This is a genomic window from Haemophilus sp. HN_Hi16 (assembly GCF_049823435.1).
In the GTDB taxonomy this organism is placed as follows: Bacteria; Pseudomonadota; Gammaproteobacteria; order Enterobacterales; family Pasteurellaceae; genus Haemophilus; species Haemophilus influenzae_D.
The window spans coordinates 874,033-888,535 of sequence record NZ_CP187500.1; the positions used below are offsets into that span (position 1 = coordinate 874,033).

Sequence of the window (14,503 nt, forward strand, 5' to 3'; positions counted from 1 at the left end):
CATTTTCTTTTTTATTAGGAACATTATGAAAATTATTTACATTATTTTAGGTTTTCTTTCTCTTGCTCTTGGCATCATTGGCATTTTTCTTCCTCTTTTGCCTACCACGCCTTTTTTATTACTTACTTTATTTTTCTTCACAAAAGGTTCAAAACGCTTAGAACAATGGTTTTTAGGCACAAGTATTTATCAAAAACATCTCAAGTCCTTTCATGAAAATCGATCATTAAAGAAAAATACCAAAATTTGTATTTTGACTTTTGTTACCACAATGCTACTAATTGGTTTTTATTTTACGCCAAGTGTAATAGGGCGTAGTGTTATTGTTGCGTTGATTTGTATTAAGTTTTGGTTCTTCTTATTTTGGATTAAAACCGAAAATGAATAATTTTCTCGCTTTGTGCCAGCGAAGTGCGGTTATTTTTTCTATTATTTTTACGGTGGTGGCTTGTGATAAAGTGGATAGTCCCAAGCCTATTTCGCCACAAGTTGAGACACCAAAAAATACTCAATTAGAATCTAACCGAGTTGAATTAAAACGTGGTGTTTATGGCGATTTGACTTTGCAACCTTGGCAAGCACAAAGCGAAGAACAAACTCAATTATTACGGGATCTTTTTGAAGGCTTAACAGCTTATGATGCGCAAGGTAATCTTGTTCCAGCTGTAGCAGAAAATTGGCAAACCGAAGACAATAAAACTTGGATCTTTACTTTGCGTGAAAATGCCAAATGGTCAAATGGCGAGCCTATCACTGCATCAGATTTTGTACAATCTTGGCAAACACTTTCTCAATCTGAAAGCCCAATTAAAAATTATTTGGCTTTTATGAATGTGAAGAATGCGAAGGCAGTATTGGAAAAAGCGTTATCTGTTGAATCCCTAGGATTGTTTGCCGAAAATGACCGTACTTTACGCATTGAATTAGATAAAGCATCGCCATATTTGCCTTCTATGCTGGCACACGTCAGCCTTTTGCCTCGCTATGCTAAATCGACTGAAACATTTATCAGCAATGGTGCATATCAATTACAAAGTCAGTCTGAAAATCAGCATATTTTAACTACCAATCCTTATTACTGGGCAAAAGAAAAAGTGATATTTCAACAAGTGAAGTATCAAAAAATTATAGCAGATGCAGATTTGTCTGATTTTGATGTTGTAATGAATCCGAAAAAAGTCGATCAGAATATCCAAGATTATCCGCAACTTTGTACTTACTTCTATGAGTTTAATCTTTCCGATCCTGTGTTACAAAAAAGTGCGGTAAGAAAAGCCATTGTTTCGATGATTTCTACCAAGAATTTGGTTGCAGATATTGCTCATCTTCATCCTAACAATACTTTTTTGCCAAAATCGATGCTCGGAGAGCAAGAATCTGTTTGGGAGCCAGTTGTTGCAGAGCAGCTTCTTTCCCAAAATCAAATTAATGAAACTCGTCCATTGAAATTACGTATTCGTTATGATGATTCATCTCTGAATCAAACCATTGCAATGCGATTAAATCATCAATTATCACAATCTGATTTATTACGAGTTGAAAATCAAGGGACGAGCTGGCAAGAATTGCAAACAGCTCGCACAAAAGGCGATTTTCAATTAATTCGTTCTGGCTGGTGTGCTGATTTTAATGATCCTGCAGCCTTTCTAAATTTATTCTATTCAAAAAGCCCAGATAACAAAAATGGCTATAAAAATGCGGAATTTGATCGTTTATTTGAAAATGCAATGACGACGACATCAGAAAAAGTGCGGTTAGAAAATTACGTAAAATTGAAAGAGATGATTCAGCAAGAACATTTAGTGTTACCTATTTTTCAATATAGTACGCCAGTTTATCTCGCACCAAGTATAATGGGCGCGCAAGTAAATTCTGTCGGTGTCATTTACAGTAAAGATTTGTGGAGAAAGGTTAAAAATCAGTAATCGCGCTTGCAATCAAGGAAAGAATTCTTTAAGATTGGAGGCATTGGGGACAACTCCTACATCGTCCCCTTGCGATTATCTTAGATAACTGTGCCTGAACAGCTAACTAAACAACAGATAATCAAGAAAATGAAAAAGGCAATTTTTTTCATTTTACTTACTCCTGATAAGCTCCGATCTTTGGAATACGAGACGGGGTTTCTCGTTTTTAGCAATATGCTAAAAAATCTTTTGATTATTCCATGGCATAAAGTTTAAATAAAAAAGCCATACTGTTCAATACAACAGCATGGCTTTTTTTACATGTATTATTTTATTAAATTAAATAATCTCTTCTTGGCAATGCGGGCAGGTCATTAAATGTTGTTCATCATTGTTATGCACAATGTAATGCCCCATTTTTTTCGCTTTAGTATCAAGATATTTTGTATTGTAGCGGTTTTCGCCAACATTAAGTGGAACTCGCTCAACCACGTTGATACCCGCTTTTTTCATCGTTTCCATTTTTTCTGGGTTGTTGGTCATTAAGCGAACTTTTTTTACACCGAGTAGTTCGAACATATCGGCACAGACTTCGAAGTTGCGTTCATCCGCTTTGAAACCTAAAGCAAGATTGGCTTCAATGGTATCCATTCCTTTATCTTGTAAAGAATAAGCACGGATTTTATTAATCAAACCAATTCCGCGGCCTTCTTCACGATGATAAATTAAGACACCGCGACCTTCTTCTTGAATTTGTTTCAACGCTGTCGCCAGTTGGAACCCACAATCGCATTTTAAGCTGTGAAGCGCATCGCCAGTTAAACACTCAGAATGGATGCGTGCTAACACAGGTTCGTCAGCATTAGAAATATCGCCCATTACTAAGGCGACATGTTCTTTTTTGGTATCTGGAAATTCAAATCCCACCATTCTGAAAATACCATATTCAGTGGGTAAATTGGCTTGCGCAACTAGCTGAATTTTTGCCATAAAGTGATCCTTATTCGTAGTCATTTTTGTTAGAATGCGCGCGTTATTTTTTATTATCAAGGGGCGAGCATGTTTAAAAGGCTGTCATTATATACGTTATTACTTTGTCTTGTACCATTTTTTATTTGGGGTATTTCCTATCAGTGGCATGGTAATAGCCAATTAACTCAAGCTGATTATTGGCTTTATTTGCTCACTGAAACGGGTAGCGTACCTTATGCGTTGATCACTTGTGTGTTATTTACGCTTTTATTCGCGTTTTTATTTAAAAATCCAAAACAATGGATATTAGCCGTAATTGTGATGGGGATTTCAGTTATTGCAACTCAAGCCGCAAAAACAGGGGCAAAAGCATTATTTGAAGAACCTCGTCCGTTCACGGTTTATCTAGCTGAGCAAACTCACTCAACGCCTGAAAATTTTTATAAAAATGACCGCACTTTGCGTGCAGAAATGGCTAAGAGTTTTTATTCGATGGATGCTATTACACCAGCTTGGTTAGTTCATCATTATGAAAATGAAACGGGGTATTCTTTCCCCTCGGGGCATACGATTTTTGCGGCAACTTGGCTAATGCTTGCTGTTGGCTTTACCCAATTATTGGGTAACCGTTCTTTTAAAGCAAAATTACTGGTAGCAGGTATTGCGGTGTGGGGTTTATTGATGTTGATTAGCCGTGTTCGATTAGGCATGCATTATCCAATTGATTTATTAGTGGCGACATTACTGGCATGGTTGATTAATAGCATTATTTTTGCCTTTTTGAAGAAAAAGGCGATCTTCGTCATGAAATAGTAACATTAAGAGATAATTCAACATAGGATAAAATGGGAGTTGAATAAGAGAGAGTATTGCCCATCTTGTATATCTGGTTCTGCTCTAGGCAGAAAACCAAATTGTAGAAATGAAATCAGATAATTTTTCACCAAAAAACTGATAGTTAATACTAATATTATTATCTTTATTAGGTCGAAAGACATAGCTCTGTTCCAAAGGGATTGAGGTAGATAGAGATTTATTATTGATAAAAATATTGAAAACCTAATAGGAGTAATAAAGGGCGTATTGCACGCCCTATTATTTTCAAGAAATGTACTAAATTATCAGCTAAATTTAGCCGCACTTTTATAAATGTTTCACTCTCCGTTTCACTTCTTCTTGTTTTCCTGCATTAAATGGGCGGGCATCAGGGCTGCCTAGATAGCCACATACGCGGCGAGTGACAGACACTTTTGTACTATCGTGATTGCCACATTTAGGGCAAACAAAACCCTTACTGGTACATTCAAACTCGCCGGTGAAACCACATTCATAACATTCGTCAATCGGTGTGTTTGTGCCGTAGTAAGGCACGCGATCGTAGCTATAATCCCACACATCTTCCAATGCTTTTAAGTTGTGTTGAATATTTGGATATTCGCCGTAGCAAATAAAACCGCCGCTGGCGAGTGGGGGATATGTCATTTCGAAATCTAGTTTATCGTAAGGATTTACTTTCTTTTCTACATCTAAGTGGTAACTATTCGTGTAGTAGCCCTTATCTGTTACGCCTTTAATCACGCCAAATTTTTTGGTGTCTAGACGGCAGAAACGGTCGCATAAGTTTTCGCTTGGCGTGGAGTAAAGGCTGAATGCATAGCCTGTTTCTTTTTGCCAGCGTTTAACTGCCTCACTAAGGTGGCGAACAATCGCAATGCCTTTTTCGCGTAATTGTTCATCATCAAAAATATGCCCTTTGTTATACAGCGCATTAATGGTTTCGTGAATACCGATATAGCCAAGGGAAATAGAGGCGCGTCCATTTTTGAAAATTTGTGCCACATTTTCATCCGCTTTTAATCGCACTCCGCATGCGCCTTCCATATAAAGAATGGGGGCAACGCGAGCTTTGGTATTCTCAAGGCGGACAATACGCGTCATTAATGCTTTTTTCGCAATAGCCAAACGTTCATCTAAAGTGCGGTAGAAATCTTCTTCGTTTTTAGACTCCAACGCGATATGCGGTAAATTCAAACTTACCACACCAAGATTATTACGCCCATCGTGAATTTCATGTCCGTCTTCTTCGTATGCACCTAAAAAGCTACGGCATCCCATAGGGGCTTTAAAAGAGCCTGTGACTTTGACAACCTGATCGTAATTGAGAATATCTGGATACATTCGTTTTGATGCACATTCCAATGCGAGCTGTTTGATATCGTAATTCGGATCGCCTTGAGTTTGGTTCAAGCCTTTTTTAATAGTGAAAACCAGTTTTGGAAAGACTGGCGTTTTATGATTTTTTCCGAGTCCACGAATCCGATTTTTCAAAATAGCTTGCTGAATTAATCGGGATTGCCAGCTTGTACCTAAACCAAAACCAAAGGTAACAAAGGGGGTTTGCCCATTCGAAGTATGTAGTGTATTAACTTCATATTCTAAAGATTGGAAGGCATCGAAACATTCTTTTTCAATTAATGCTTTTGCGTAACCTTCAACATCAGGCACATTCCATTCTTGGGCATGTTTGAGGTGTTTTTCGTAACTGATTTGTACATAAGGGGAAAGTACTTCATCAATACGATTAATGGTTGTGCCGCCGTAAATATGGCTGGCAACTTGGGCGATAATTTGAGCTGTCACTGCCGTTGCGGTGCCAATGGATTTAGGGGGTTCGATTTCCGCATTGCCCATTTTGAAACCACGAGAAAGCATTCCTTCTAAATTCACTAACATACAGTTAAACATTGGGAAGAACGGCGCGTAGTCTAAATCGTGATAATGAATTTCACCTTTTTCGTGAGCCTCCACCACATCGCGTGGAAGAATATGGTGTTTGGCATAATGTTTTGCCACAATTCCTGCTAGCAAATCACGTTGCGTTGGAATTACTTTCGCATCTTTATTGGCGTTTTCGTTAAGTAATTCTACGTTGCTTTGTTCAATCAAGCCTTCAATTTCTTTTGTCAGCTGACTGCGTTTTTCTCGCGCCAAATCACGATCATGACGATATTCGATATAGGCACGAGCAACCTCGGGGTAACGGCTTGCCATCAATTTATCTTCAACGATTTTTTGAATCTGATTAATATCAATCTCGCCTTGATGATGGGTGAAAATTTCATTCCCTACTTCTTGCCCAATTTGGTGGCAATAAAATTCATCGGAAATATTGACCGCACTTGCGGCTTTTTTAATGGCATTGATGATACGTTGAATCTCAAATTCCGCACGAGAACCATCGCGCTTGATGACCCCAAAGTTACTCATGATATAGCTCCAATATATAGTGTTTTTGAAATGCGAGATGCACTATATATAGATCTAAAAAGATAATCAACACACAATATGTAGTGTTTTTAGACCTTTTATCGTAAGATAATTTTGTTAAAGATTGATTTTATTAGAAAAATATCAAATCAAGTTGTTGAGATCTTTTCTCAAATGTTTTTTGGTTTTGTGATCAATATCACAATGTTTACTTTTGGGGTTATAGGTTTTGAGAAAAAATAGTCTATGGTAAAATAGATAAATATTTAACAGAGGTAAAAGTGATGACTGATAAGCTAAACTTAAATGTATTAGACGCTGCATTTTATTCGTTAGAGCAAACCGTAGTACAAATTTCAGACAGAAATTGGTTTGATATGCAACCCTCTATTGTACAAGATACCTTAATTGCAGGTGCAATTCAGAAATTTGAATTTGTTTATGAGTTAAGTTTAAAAATGATGAAACGCCAACTTCAACAAGATGCAATTAATACCGATGACATTGGGGTTTATGGATTTAAGGATATTTTGCGAGAAGCATTGAGATTTGGTTTGATTGAAGATATGTCAAAATGGGTTGCTTATCGTGATATGCGTAATATTACATCACATACTTATGATCAGGAAAAAGCCATGGCTGTTTATGCACAAATTGATGATTTTTTAATAGAAAGTCGTTTCCTATTGGAGCAATTACGTCAGAGAAATCAATATGACTAGTTTTGTACAGCTTGATATAAAAGCTGAAGAATTGGCGATTGTGAAAACTATTTTACAACAATTAGTACCTGATTATACCGTGTGGGCTTTTGGTTCTCGTGTAAAGGGAAAAGCAAAAAAATATTCCGATCTTGATCTTGCGATTATTTCTGAGGAACCTTTAGATTTTTTAGCGCGTGATAGATTAAAGGAAGCTTTTTCTGAATCAGATTTACCGTGGCGCGTTGATCTTCTAGATTGGGCTACAACGAGCGAGGATTTTAGGGAAATTATCCGAAAAGTTTATGTTGTTATTCAGGAAAAAGAAAAAACGGCCGAAAAACCGACCGCTCTTTAGACAAAGTATAAATTAAGCAGCCACCATAACCATCGCTGGGCGAATGACTCGACCATTTAAGGTGTAGCCTTTTTGCAATACGATGCTAATTTGATTGGTTTCAAATCCTTCAGCAGGTTGCATTGAAATGGCTTGATGTAAGTCAGGATTAAATGCTTCTCCGACAACACCTACAGCTTCCACACCAAAACGACTAACGGTTGAAACTAATTCTTTTAAGGTCAGTTCTACGCCGTCAAATAAGGCTTTTACGCTTTCATCTTCTTTATTTGCTGGAGTGGCAAGCGCACGCTCTAGGTTATCGATAGTATTCAAAATGTCTTTTGAGAATTTTTCCACTGCGAATTTATGTGCTTTTTCTACGTCTTGTTCAGTACGACGACGAAGATTTTCAATTTCAGCACGAGAGCGAAGTAAAATATCCTGTTCTTTGTTTGCCGCTTCTTCTATTTGAGTTTTTAGCAGCTCTTCAAGTTCTTGCACTCGGGCAATTGCTTCTTCTAAAGGATCAAGTTCTTGAGAAGACTCTGTTTGTTGTGTTTCTTCCACAACAGAGTCTTCTTGCTTTTCTACTTCTGGGGTTTCAATTTTTTGTTCTTGTTCTGACATTTTTTTCTCCGTAAATACAAAATTCGCCATAGTCGTTAGCTATAGTCTAACAAAAAACTATATAATGACGAAAATGTTAAATTCAAGTGCGGTTTATTTTATGAATAATTTATATCGTTCCTTTAAAACCATTGGGCTTGTAGGAAAACCTAGAAATGATATTAACCTACAAATGCACAAAAATTTGTTTCACTGGTTAACGGAACGCGGTTATCAAGTAATGATGGAAAAAGATGTTGCTGAAAAACTGGGGCTTCCTGCAGAAAATCTTGCAACACTTGATGAAATTGGTTGCCAAGCACAGTTGGTTATTGTGATTGGTGGTGATGGCAATATGTTGGGCCGTGCTCGCGTATTAGCAAAATATGATATTCCATTGATTGGTATCAACCGTGGTAATTTGGGATTTTTAACAGATATTGACCCGAAAAATGCCTATGCTCAACTTGAAGCTTGTTTAGAACGAGGTGAATTCTTCGTGGAAGAACGTTTTTTATTAGAAGCAAAAATTGAGCGTGCAGGTGAAATTGTATCGACAGGTAATGCAGTGAATGAGGTGGTTATTCACCCTGCAAAAATTGCACATATGATCGATTTTCATGTGTATATCAATGATAAGTTTGCATTTTCACAACGTTCTGATGGATTAATTGTTTCTACTCCAACAGGCTCTACGGCTTATTCTCTTTCCGCTGGTGGCCCGATTTTGACACCTAATCTTAATGCGATTGCGCTAGTGCCTATGTTTCCACATACATTAACTTCTCGTCCTCTTGTTATTGATGGCGATAGCAAAATATCGATTCGTTTTGCTGAACATAATACCTCTCAATTGGAAGTGGGGTGTGATAGTCAAATTACCTTGCCTTTTACTCCAGATGATGTGGTACATATTCAAAAAAGCGAGCATAAACTCCGATTGCTTCATCTGAAAAATTATAATTATTACAATGTGTTAAGTGCCAAATTAGGGTGGTTAAAATCATTTTGATTATGGTAAAAATTTTCGATTGAAATGAATTAGATAAAATACTGTAAAAAAATCATTTACTGTAAATTAAATCAGTTATATCATATTAAATATACAGTTAAAGGGTTTTATTATGCTTACTCAACTTACTATCAATAATTTTGCGATTGTTCGCCAGCTTGATATCGAATTGGCGAAAGGAATGTCTGTTATTACTGGGGAAACTGGGGCTGGTAAATCTATCGCCATTGATGCTTTAGGTTTATGTTTCGGACAAAGAGTAGAAACCTCAATGGTACGCGAAGGACAAGAACGTGCAGAAATTTGTGCAACTTTCCAACTAGAATCGAAAAATCCTGCTTATCACTGGCTGAGTGAGCAAGAATTACAAGATACAGATAATCCAACAGAATGTATTTTACGTCGTGTGATTAATGCCGACGGACGTTCTAAAGCTTTTATTAATAGTACACCAGTATCCGCTTCCCAATTAAAAGAAATTGCTCAATATCTTGTTCATATTAATGGGCAGCACGCTTCTCAATTATTGCTAAAAAATGACTACCAGCTTCAGTTAGTTGATAATTTTGCCGCGCATTCAGAACTGCTTACAAAAATGCGTGCAGATTATCATTTGTGGAAAAATCTGCAAAATCAAGTAAAAACCTTTCAACAGAAAGTGGCAGAAAATGAAGCTCGTAGACAACTTTTACAGTATCAAGTGGATGAACTGGATGAATTTAATCTTCGACCAAATGAATATTTGGAATTAGAAGATGAACAACGTCGTTTATCTAGCAGTGAACAGCTAACTCAACTTTCCCAATCGGTGCTGCAAATTTTAAGTGAAAATGACACGGTAAATATCGATAACTTGCTTTATCGTGCGACACAATATATTGATGAATTAGCTGAACTTGATCCGCAATATGCTGAAGTGCAAAATATGTTGAATGATGCGTTGATTCAAGTGCAAGAAGCAACCAGTGAAGTGCGAAATTTATCGAGTAATATCGAGCAAGATCCTCAACTTTTACAGGAAATCGAACAGAGAATTAGTCAGGCTTTACAACTTGCTCGTAAACATCAAGTTAAACCTGAAGATCTTGTGGAACATCATAAAAAATTGAAAGCGGAATTAACCGCACTTTTAGATTTTTCTGAAAGTGAAGAAATGCTGATTGAGCAAGAAAAACTGGCATTTGAACAAATGAAATCAACGGTTACAGCATTAACAGCAAGTCGTCAGAAATCAGCAAATCGCTTAGCGCAAAATGTCACGCAGTCGATAAAACAACTTACAATGGAAAACGCTGAATTTTATGTAGAGTTGAATACGGATTTAGATAAAGTGAGTGCAAATGGTGCGGATAATGTGATTTTCACTTTGCGTAGTAATTTAGGACAACAACCGCAGCCATTAGCTAAAATTGCTTCTGGTGGAGAACTTTCTCGTATTTCTTTAGCGATTCAAGTTTTAACTTCTGATCAATCGGCTATTCCAACCTTAATTTTCGATGAAGTGGACGTGGGTATTAGTGGAAAAACAGCAAGTGTTGTCGGAAAACTTTTACGTCAATTAAGTGAACGCTGCCAAGTATTATGCGTAACGCACTTGCCACAGGTTGCTTGTCATGGCCATCATCAGTTCAATGTAGAAAAATTTACTGTGGATAATAAAACTGAAACACAAATGACCGCACTTTCACAAGCTGAACGTGTACCAGCCTTGGCAAGACTCTTGGGCGGAAGTGAAATTACAGAATTAGCCTTAGCCAATGCACAGGAAATGCTAGATTTAGTTCATTAAAATGGGATTTAATTGCTATTTTATGAACTAAATAGCTTATCCCAAAATGCTTGAATAAATGACCGTTCTTTGACAAATTCAGTTTCATCTACGACAGGGGATTTACCTATCAAATTCAAATGATGAATGGTATTGCGTAAATCGACATAACATTGTTTTAGCATGTTGCATTCTGCGTAGCTAATAATTTGAGCCTCAGCCATATCATCAAAAATGCGAACATTGTCTGACCATTTTGTCAGTTGTGGGTTTTGTGGGGTATTGGCAAGCATTAAATATTGAGCGATAAATTCAATATCAGTGATACCACCGCGATCTGTTTTAAGGTTAAATTCCCCATTTTTTGAATGAGACAAATGGGCAAACATTTTTTCCCGCATCTCCACAACATCTCGCTTTAATTGCTCAATGTCTCGTAATGTAGAAAGTACTTGTTGGCGGATATGTTCAAATTTCGTTTTAAGAGATGATTCGCCAAATACTGGACGAGCACGCACAAGAGCTTGTTTTTCCCATGTCCAAGCTTCATTTAATTGATAATGGGTAAATGCAGAAAGAGAGCATCCAATTAAGCCAGCATCGCCAGAAGGGCGTAGGCGCATATCTGCCTCATAAAGTACGCCAGCGGAAGTATTTATGCTGAAAATACTTACAATCTTTTGTGCCAAACGCAGGTAAAATTGATTGCTATCAATCACTTTTTTTCTACCTGTTGTTTGGCTTTCTACAGCATCGTACAAAAATACGAGGTCTAAATCGGATTTATAACCGAGTTCAATACCACCCAGTTTTCCATAACCAATAACTAAAAATCCTTTTTCATCATTTTGTAAATGTTCAGGCACGCCAAATCTAGAAGACACTTGTTTCCAAGCTAGATTCACAACCACTTCAATAATGGCTTCAGCAAGATAGGTTAAATGATCGCTTACTTTCATTACTGGCAATGCACCTAAAATATCTGCCGCTGCTACTTTTAATACGGTTGCTTGTTTAAATTGACGTAAAGCATCAATAATCTGTTCTTCATCATCAGGTGGTAAACGAAGCAAATATTGGTGTAACTCTGCAGGATATTGGGTAAATGGCAACGGATGGCGTAGTGCTTCTGTATTAAGCAATTCATCTAATAAGATAGGATGATGGGCCAGCTGCTCTGAAATAAGTTGAGACTGCGCACAAAGTTCAATAACTTGCTGAAGTGCGTGAGGATTTTCCAACAATAATTCTAAATAAGTCGTTCTGCTCGAAATTTTCTCAATAATATTTAGAATGCGGGGAAGCAAAGTGCGGTAATTTTCTTGAGCAAAAATAAGAGTAAATACCGTTGGCATTAAATGACTTAATACATCACGCCCACGTGTACCTATAATTCTGTGATTTAGGTTATTTTTGAATTGAACAAGTTGTTCTAAAATTTCATCAATATTATTTTTTGATACACCACTCTCTAATAATGTTTGTTCAATATCCTCAAAATCAGTCTCTAAAAAATCTTGCCATTGGCTATCCGTTGGCGACGGTTCATCTTGTTCATTACCAATTAATTGATTAAATACCGCGCGCACTTTTTCTTGTTTTTGTTGCAGAGTGCGGTAAAAATTGTCCCAATTTTTTATTGGATAATATTTTTCAATGGTTTGATTATTTTCATTTAAACAAGTAAATTTTTTACAGGCTTCTACTAAACGAATTTGATCTATTTCATCGGCTGGTAGTGTTTGAGTTTGTTGATCGTTAATAGCTTGTAGAATGTTTTCTACGCGACGTAAAAAAATATAACTTTCACGTAAATCGTAGAATTGTTGTTCGGTAATTAATCCTAGTTTGGTAATTTCAGGCAATATCTTTAATAGTGAATGTTGTTGCAAATTGATTTCTCGCCCGCCTCGAATGAGTTGAAAAACTTGCACGATAAATTCGACTTCGCGAATACCACCTGCACCTAGTTTAATATTGTCTTTTAAACCACGACGGCGTATTTCTCGCTCAATTTTGCCTTTCATTTCACGTAAAGATTGAATCACACTAAAGTCAATATAGCGACGATACACAAAGGGGCGTAACATTTTTTTCAATTTTGAAACCTTGGGATCCTTTGTTTGTGCGCCCAATACTCGCCCTTTAATCATCGCATAGCGTTCCCAATCTCGACCTTGATCTTGATAATATTGTTCCATTGCCGCAAAGCTGAGAACAAGCACACCGCTGTCACCAAATGGGCGTAAGCGCATATCGGTTCGATACACAAAACCATCAGAGGTAAATTCATCTAAGGCAGAAATAAGACGCTGTCCTAAACGCGTAAAAAATTTTCCATTATCCACAGAACGTCGAGCATTGGTATTCTCAATGGACGTTTCCCCTTGTGATGGATAAGTGAAAATTAAATCAATATCCGAGGAAAAATTTAGTTCAAAGCCACCTAGTTTCCCCATTCCTAGAATATAAAGTTGTTGCGGATTGCCTTGTTCATCCATTGGCGTACCCATCTCCGCACAGGCTTGATGATAAAGCCAATCGTGGGCAGCGATAATTAAACTCTCTGCAAGTTGTGAAAGCTGAACAAAAATTTCTTCTACAGTGGCAAGATTCAAACTTTGACAAAAACTTAATTTTGCCATTTCAATATTACGGAATTGGCGTAATGTTTGATAGAGTGCGGTTTCGTCATGTACATTGGCTAACTCTCTATTCAAACGTTCAGTATAGGAAGAGCAATCTGCAAAACAGGGAGATTTTTCCCACCATTGTTTCACTAAGTGCGGGTATTTTTGCAAGACTTTTTCCACAAAGTCAGACATTGCCATAGCATAGCTTAATTGGTAAATAGGCAGTTCAGGGTGGTTTGAATTTTGTTGAATGGCGTCGTGAATTTTTTCTGGGGAAAGTTCTGGAAAAGATTGGTACAGAATTGTGCCAAGAGATTGTAATTTTTGTTCAACGAGGGCAGAAAGTGCGGTCATTTTTCTAACCTTTTTGATAAGAATCTAAGTGACGTAATACGGTTTCTTTCGCTTGTTGAGGTTGCAAACTATCCAGCCATTGTATTGGTGTTTTCCAACCGCGCAGCCAAGTGAGCTGGCGTTTAGCTAGCTGGCGAGTTGCACAAATACCACGGAAAATCATTTCTTCGTGATCGTAATCGCCTTGCAAATATTCCCACATTTGACGATAGCCTACGCAGCGAATCGACGGTAGATTAATATTTAAATCGCCACGCGCATAAAGTTTCTCCACTTCTGCTTGAAAGCCCAGTTCAATCATTTTATGAAAGCGTTGTTCGATGCGTTCGTGCAAAATATGACGATCTTGCGGCGCAATTGCAAATTGCACAAAATCATAAGGCAAGGCTTCGCCTTTTTCTTCTGTAAGCTCTGTGAGTGATTTTCCTGTGATGTAAAAAACTTCTAAAGCACGATTGATTCGTTGAGAATCACTTGGATTAATTCGGGCGGCAGAAATGGGATCGATTTTGGCGAGTTCTGTATGCAATGCTGCCCAACCTTGTTGAGCTGCTTTTTGTTCAAGCTCGGCGCGAATATTTTCATCAGCAGATGGCAAGGGAGAAAGCCCTTCGATTAAGGCTTTGTAATACAACATCGTACCGCCCACCAGTAACGGAATTTTGCCTTGCGTGGTAATTTCTGCCATTTCGCGTAGTGCATCATCACGGAAATTCATTGCGGAATAGCTTTCTGAGGGATCTAAAATATCGATTAATCGATGAGGTGCAAGGTCAAGTTCTTCTTTTGATGGTTTCGCTGTGCCTATATCCATTCCTTTATAAATGAGTGCTGAATCCACACTAATCACTTCGACTGGAAGTGAGTTTCGTAATTGAATGGCTAAATCTGTTTTACCTGAGGCAGTTGGCCCCATTAAAAAAATTGCAGTTGGTTTCATAAA

The 14,503-nt window shown here is 37.5% G+C and carries 12 protein-coding genes; 7 read left to right on the top strand and 5 right to left on the bottom strand.

Annotated features, from left to right (window positions below):
- Positions 1–25: 25 nt before the first annotated feature.
- Both ACPT9C_RS04380 and ACPT9C_RS04385 read left to right on the top strand, forming a co-directional pair.
- A complete protein-coding gene (locus tag ACPT9C_RS04380) occupies positions 26–388 on the top strand; it encodes a YbaN family protein (RefSeq protein ID WP_050949289.1) in 363 nt (120 codons plus the stop codon).
- Positions 381–1,925: a peptide ABC transporter substrate-binding protein gene (locus ACPT9C_RS04385; RefSeq protein ID WP_050949290.1), complete on the top strand. Its 1,545-nt coding sequence runs from the start codon at positions 381–383 to the stop codon at positions 1,923–1,925. The genes ACPT9C_RS04380 and ACPT9C_RS04385 overlap by 8 nt, the downstream gene beginning before the upstream one ends.
- A 321-nt stretch (positions 1,926–2,246) precedes the next feature.
- Here the strand turns inward: ACPT9C_RS04385 and ribA are convergent, their stop codons facing one another.
- A complete protein-coding gene (gene ribA, locus ACPT9C_RS04390) occupies positions 2,247–2,897 on the bottom strand; it encodes a GTP cyclohydrolase II (protein ID WP_050847160.1) in 651 nt (216 codons plus the stop codon).
- 69 nt (positions 2,898–2,966) lie between these two features.
- Here ribA and ACPT9C_RS04395 point away from each other — a divergent pair, with 69 nt between their 5' ends.
- On the top strand, positions 2,967–3,692 hold the full coding sequence (locus ACPT9C_RS04395) for a phosphatase PAP2 family protein (protein WP_050949291.1): 726 nt from the start codon (positions 2,967–2,969) through the stop codon (positions 3,690–3,692).
- Positions 3,693–4,022: 330 nt separating this feature from the next.
- Here ACPT9C_RS04395 and nrdD read toward each other — a convergent pair whose 3' ends face one another.
- Entirely contained in the window at positions 4,023–6,146 is a 2,124-nt protein-coding gene (gene nrdD / locus ACPT9C_RS04400; RefSeq protein ID WP_050949292.1) for an anaerobic ribonucleoside-triphosphate reductase, read from the bottom strand.
- Positions 6,147–6,430: 284 nt separating this feature from the next.
- Between nrdD and ACPT9C_RS04405 the strand changes: the two genes are divergently transcribed.
- Together ACPT9C_RS04405 and ACPT9C_RS04410 are read left to right on the top strand one after the other, a co-directional pair.
- Positions 6,431–6,868, top strand: a complete 438-nt coding sequence (locus tag ACPT9C_RS04405) for an HI0074 family nucleotidyltransferase substrate-binding subunit (RefSeq protein WP_005672289.1) — start codon at positions 6,431–6,433, stop codon at positions 6,866–6,868.
- Positions 6,861–7,205 (top strand): nucleotidyltransferase family protein, encoded by a 345-nt coding sequence (locus tag ACPT9C_RS04410; RefSeq protein ID WP_005672287.1) that lies wholly within the window; start codon positions 6,861–6,863, stop codon positions 7,203–7,205. Before ACPT9C_RS04405 ends, ACPT9C_RS04410 begins: the two co-directional genes overlap by 8 nt.
- 12 nt (positions 7,206–7,217) lie before the next feature.
- Here the strand turns inward: ACPT9C_RS04410 and grpE are convergent, their stop codons facing one another.
- Entirely contained in the window at positions 7,218–7,814 is a 597-nt protein-coding gene (grpE, locus tag ACPT9C_RS04415) for a nucleotide exchange factor GrpE (RefSeq protein ID WP_050949293.1), read from the bottom strand.
- A 100-nt stretch (positions 7,815–7,914) separates the two neighbouring features.
- Here grpE and ACPT9C_RS04420 point away from each other — a divergent pair, with 100 nt between their 5' ends.
- Positions 7,915–8,805, top strand: coding sequence for an NAD(+) kinase (locus ACPT9C_RS04420; protein WP_050949385.1), 891 nt, complete (start codon positions 7,915–7,917; stop codon positions 8,803–8,805).
- A 112-nt stretch (positions 8,806–8,917) separates the two neighbouring features.
- Positions 8,918–10,594 (top strand): DNA repair protein RecN, encoded by a 1,677-nt coding sequence (recN, locus tag ACPT9C_RS04425; RefSeq protein ID WP_050949294.1) that lies wholly within the window; start codon positions 8,918–8,920, stop codon positions 10,592–10,594.
- A 20-nt stretch (positions 10,595–10,614) separates the two neighbouring features.
- On the opposite strand, the gene glnE is transcribed toward recN, so the two are convergent.
- Together glnE and miaA are read right to left on the bottom strand one after the other, a co-directional pair.
- A complete protein-coding gene (gene glnE / locus ACPT9C_RS04430; protein WP_050949295.1) occupies positions 10,615–13,560 on the bottom strand; it encodes a bifunctional [glutamate--ammonia ligase]-adenylyl-L-tyrosine phosphorylase/[glutamate--ammonia-ligase] adenylyltransferase in 2,946 nt (981 codons plus the stop codon).
- Positions 13,561–13,564: 4 nt separating this feature from the next.
- Positions 13,565–14,500, bottom strand: a complete 936-nt coding sequence (miaA, locus tag ACPT9C_RS04435) for a tRNA (adenosine(37)-N6)-dimethylallyltransferase MiaA (protein ID WP_050949296.1) — start codon at positions 14,498–14,500, stop codon at positions 13,565–13,567.
- Positions 14,501–14,503 lie beyond the last annotated feature (3 nt).

Bases quoted from the DNA above. Each gene is read 5' to 3' on its own strand.
- glnE (WP_050949295.1), bottom strand. From the start codon at position 13,560: ATGACCGCACTTTCTGCCCTCGTTGAACAAAAATTACAATCTCTTGGC.
- ribA (WP_050847160.1), bottom strand. From the start codon at position 2,897: ATGGCAAAAATTCAGCTAGTTGCGCAAGCCAATTTACCCACTGAATAT.
- nrdD (WP_050949292.1), bottom strand. From the start codon at position 6,146: ATGAGTAACTTTGGGGTCATCAAGCGCGATGGTTCTCGTGCGGAATTT.
- ACPT9C_RS04380 (WP_050949289.1), top strand. From the start codon at position 26: ATGAAAATTATTTACATTATTTTAGGTTTTCTTTCTCTTGCTCTTGGC.
- ACPT9C_RS04385 (WP_050949290.1), top strand. From the start codon at position 381: ATGAATAATTTTCTCGCTTTGTGCCAGCGAAGTGCGGTTATTTTTTCT.
- miaA (WP_050949296.1), bottom strand. From the start codon at position 14,500: ATGAAACCAACTGCAATTTTTTTAATGGGGCCAACTGCCTCAGGTAAA.
- ACPT9C_RS04420 (WP_050949385.1), top strand. From the start codon at position 7,915: ATGAATAATTTATATCGTTCCTTTAAAACCATTGGGCTTGTAGGAAAA.
- ACPT9C_RS04405 (WP_005672289.1), top strand. From the start codon at position 6,431: ATGACTGATAAGCTAAACTTAAATGTATTAGACGCTGCATTTTATTCG.
- ACPT9C_RS04395 (WP_050949291.1), top strand. From the start codon at position 2,967: ATGTTTAAAAGGCTGTCATTATATACGTTATTACTTTGTCTTGTACCA.
- recN (WP_050949294.1), top strand. From the start codon at position 8,918: ATGCTTACTCAACTTACTATCAATAATTTTGCGATTGTTCGCCAGCTT.
- grpE (WP_050949293.1), bottom strand. From the start codon at position 7,814: ATGTCAGAACAAGAACAAAAAATTGAAACCCCAGAAGTAGAAAAGCAA.
- ACPT9C_RS04410 (WP_005672287.1), top strand. From the start codon at position 6,861: ATGACTAGTTTTGTACAGCTTGATATAAAAGCTGAAGAATTGGCGATT.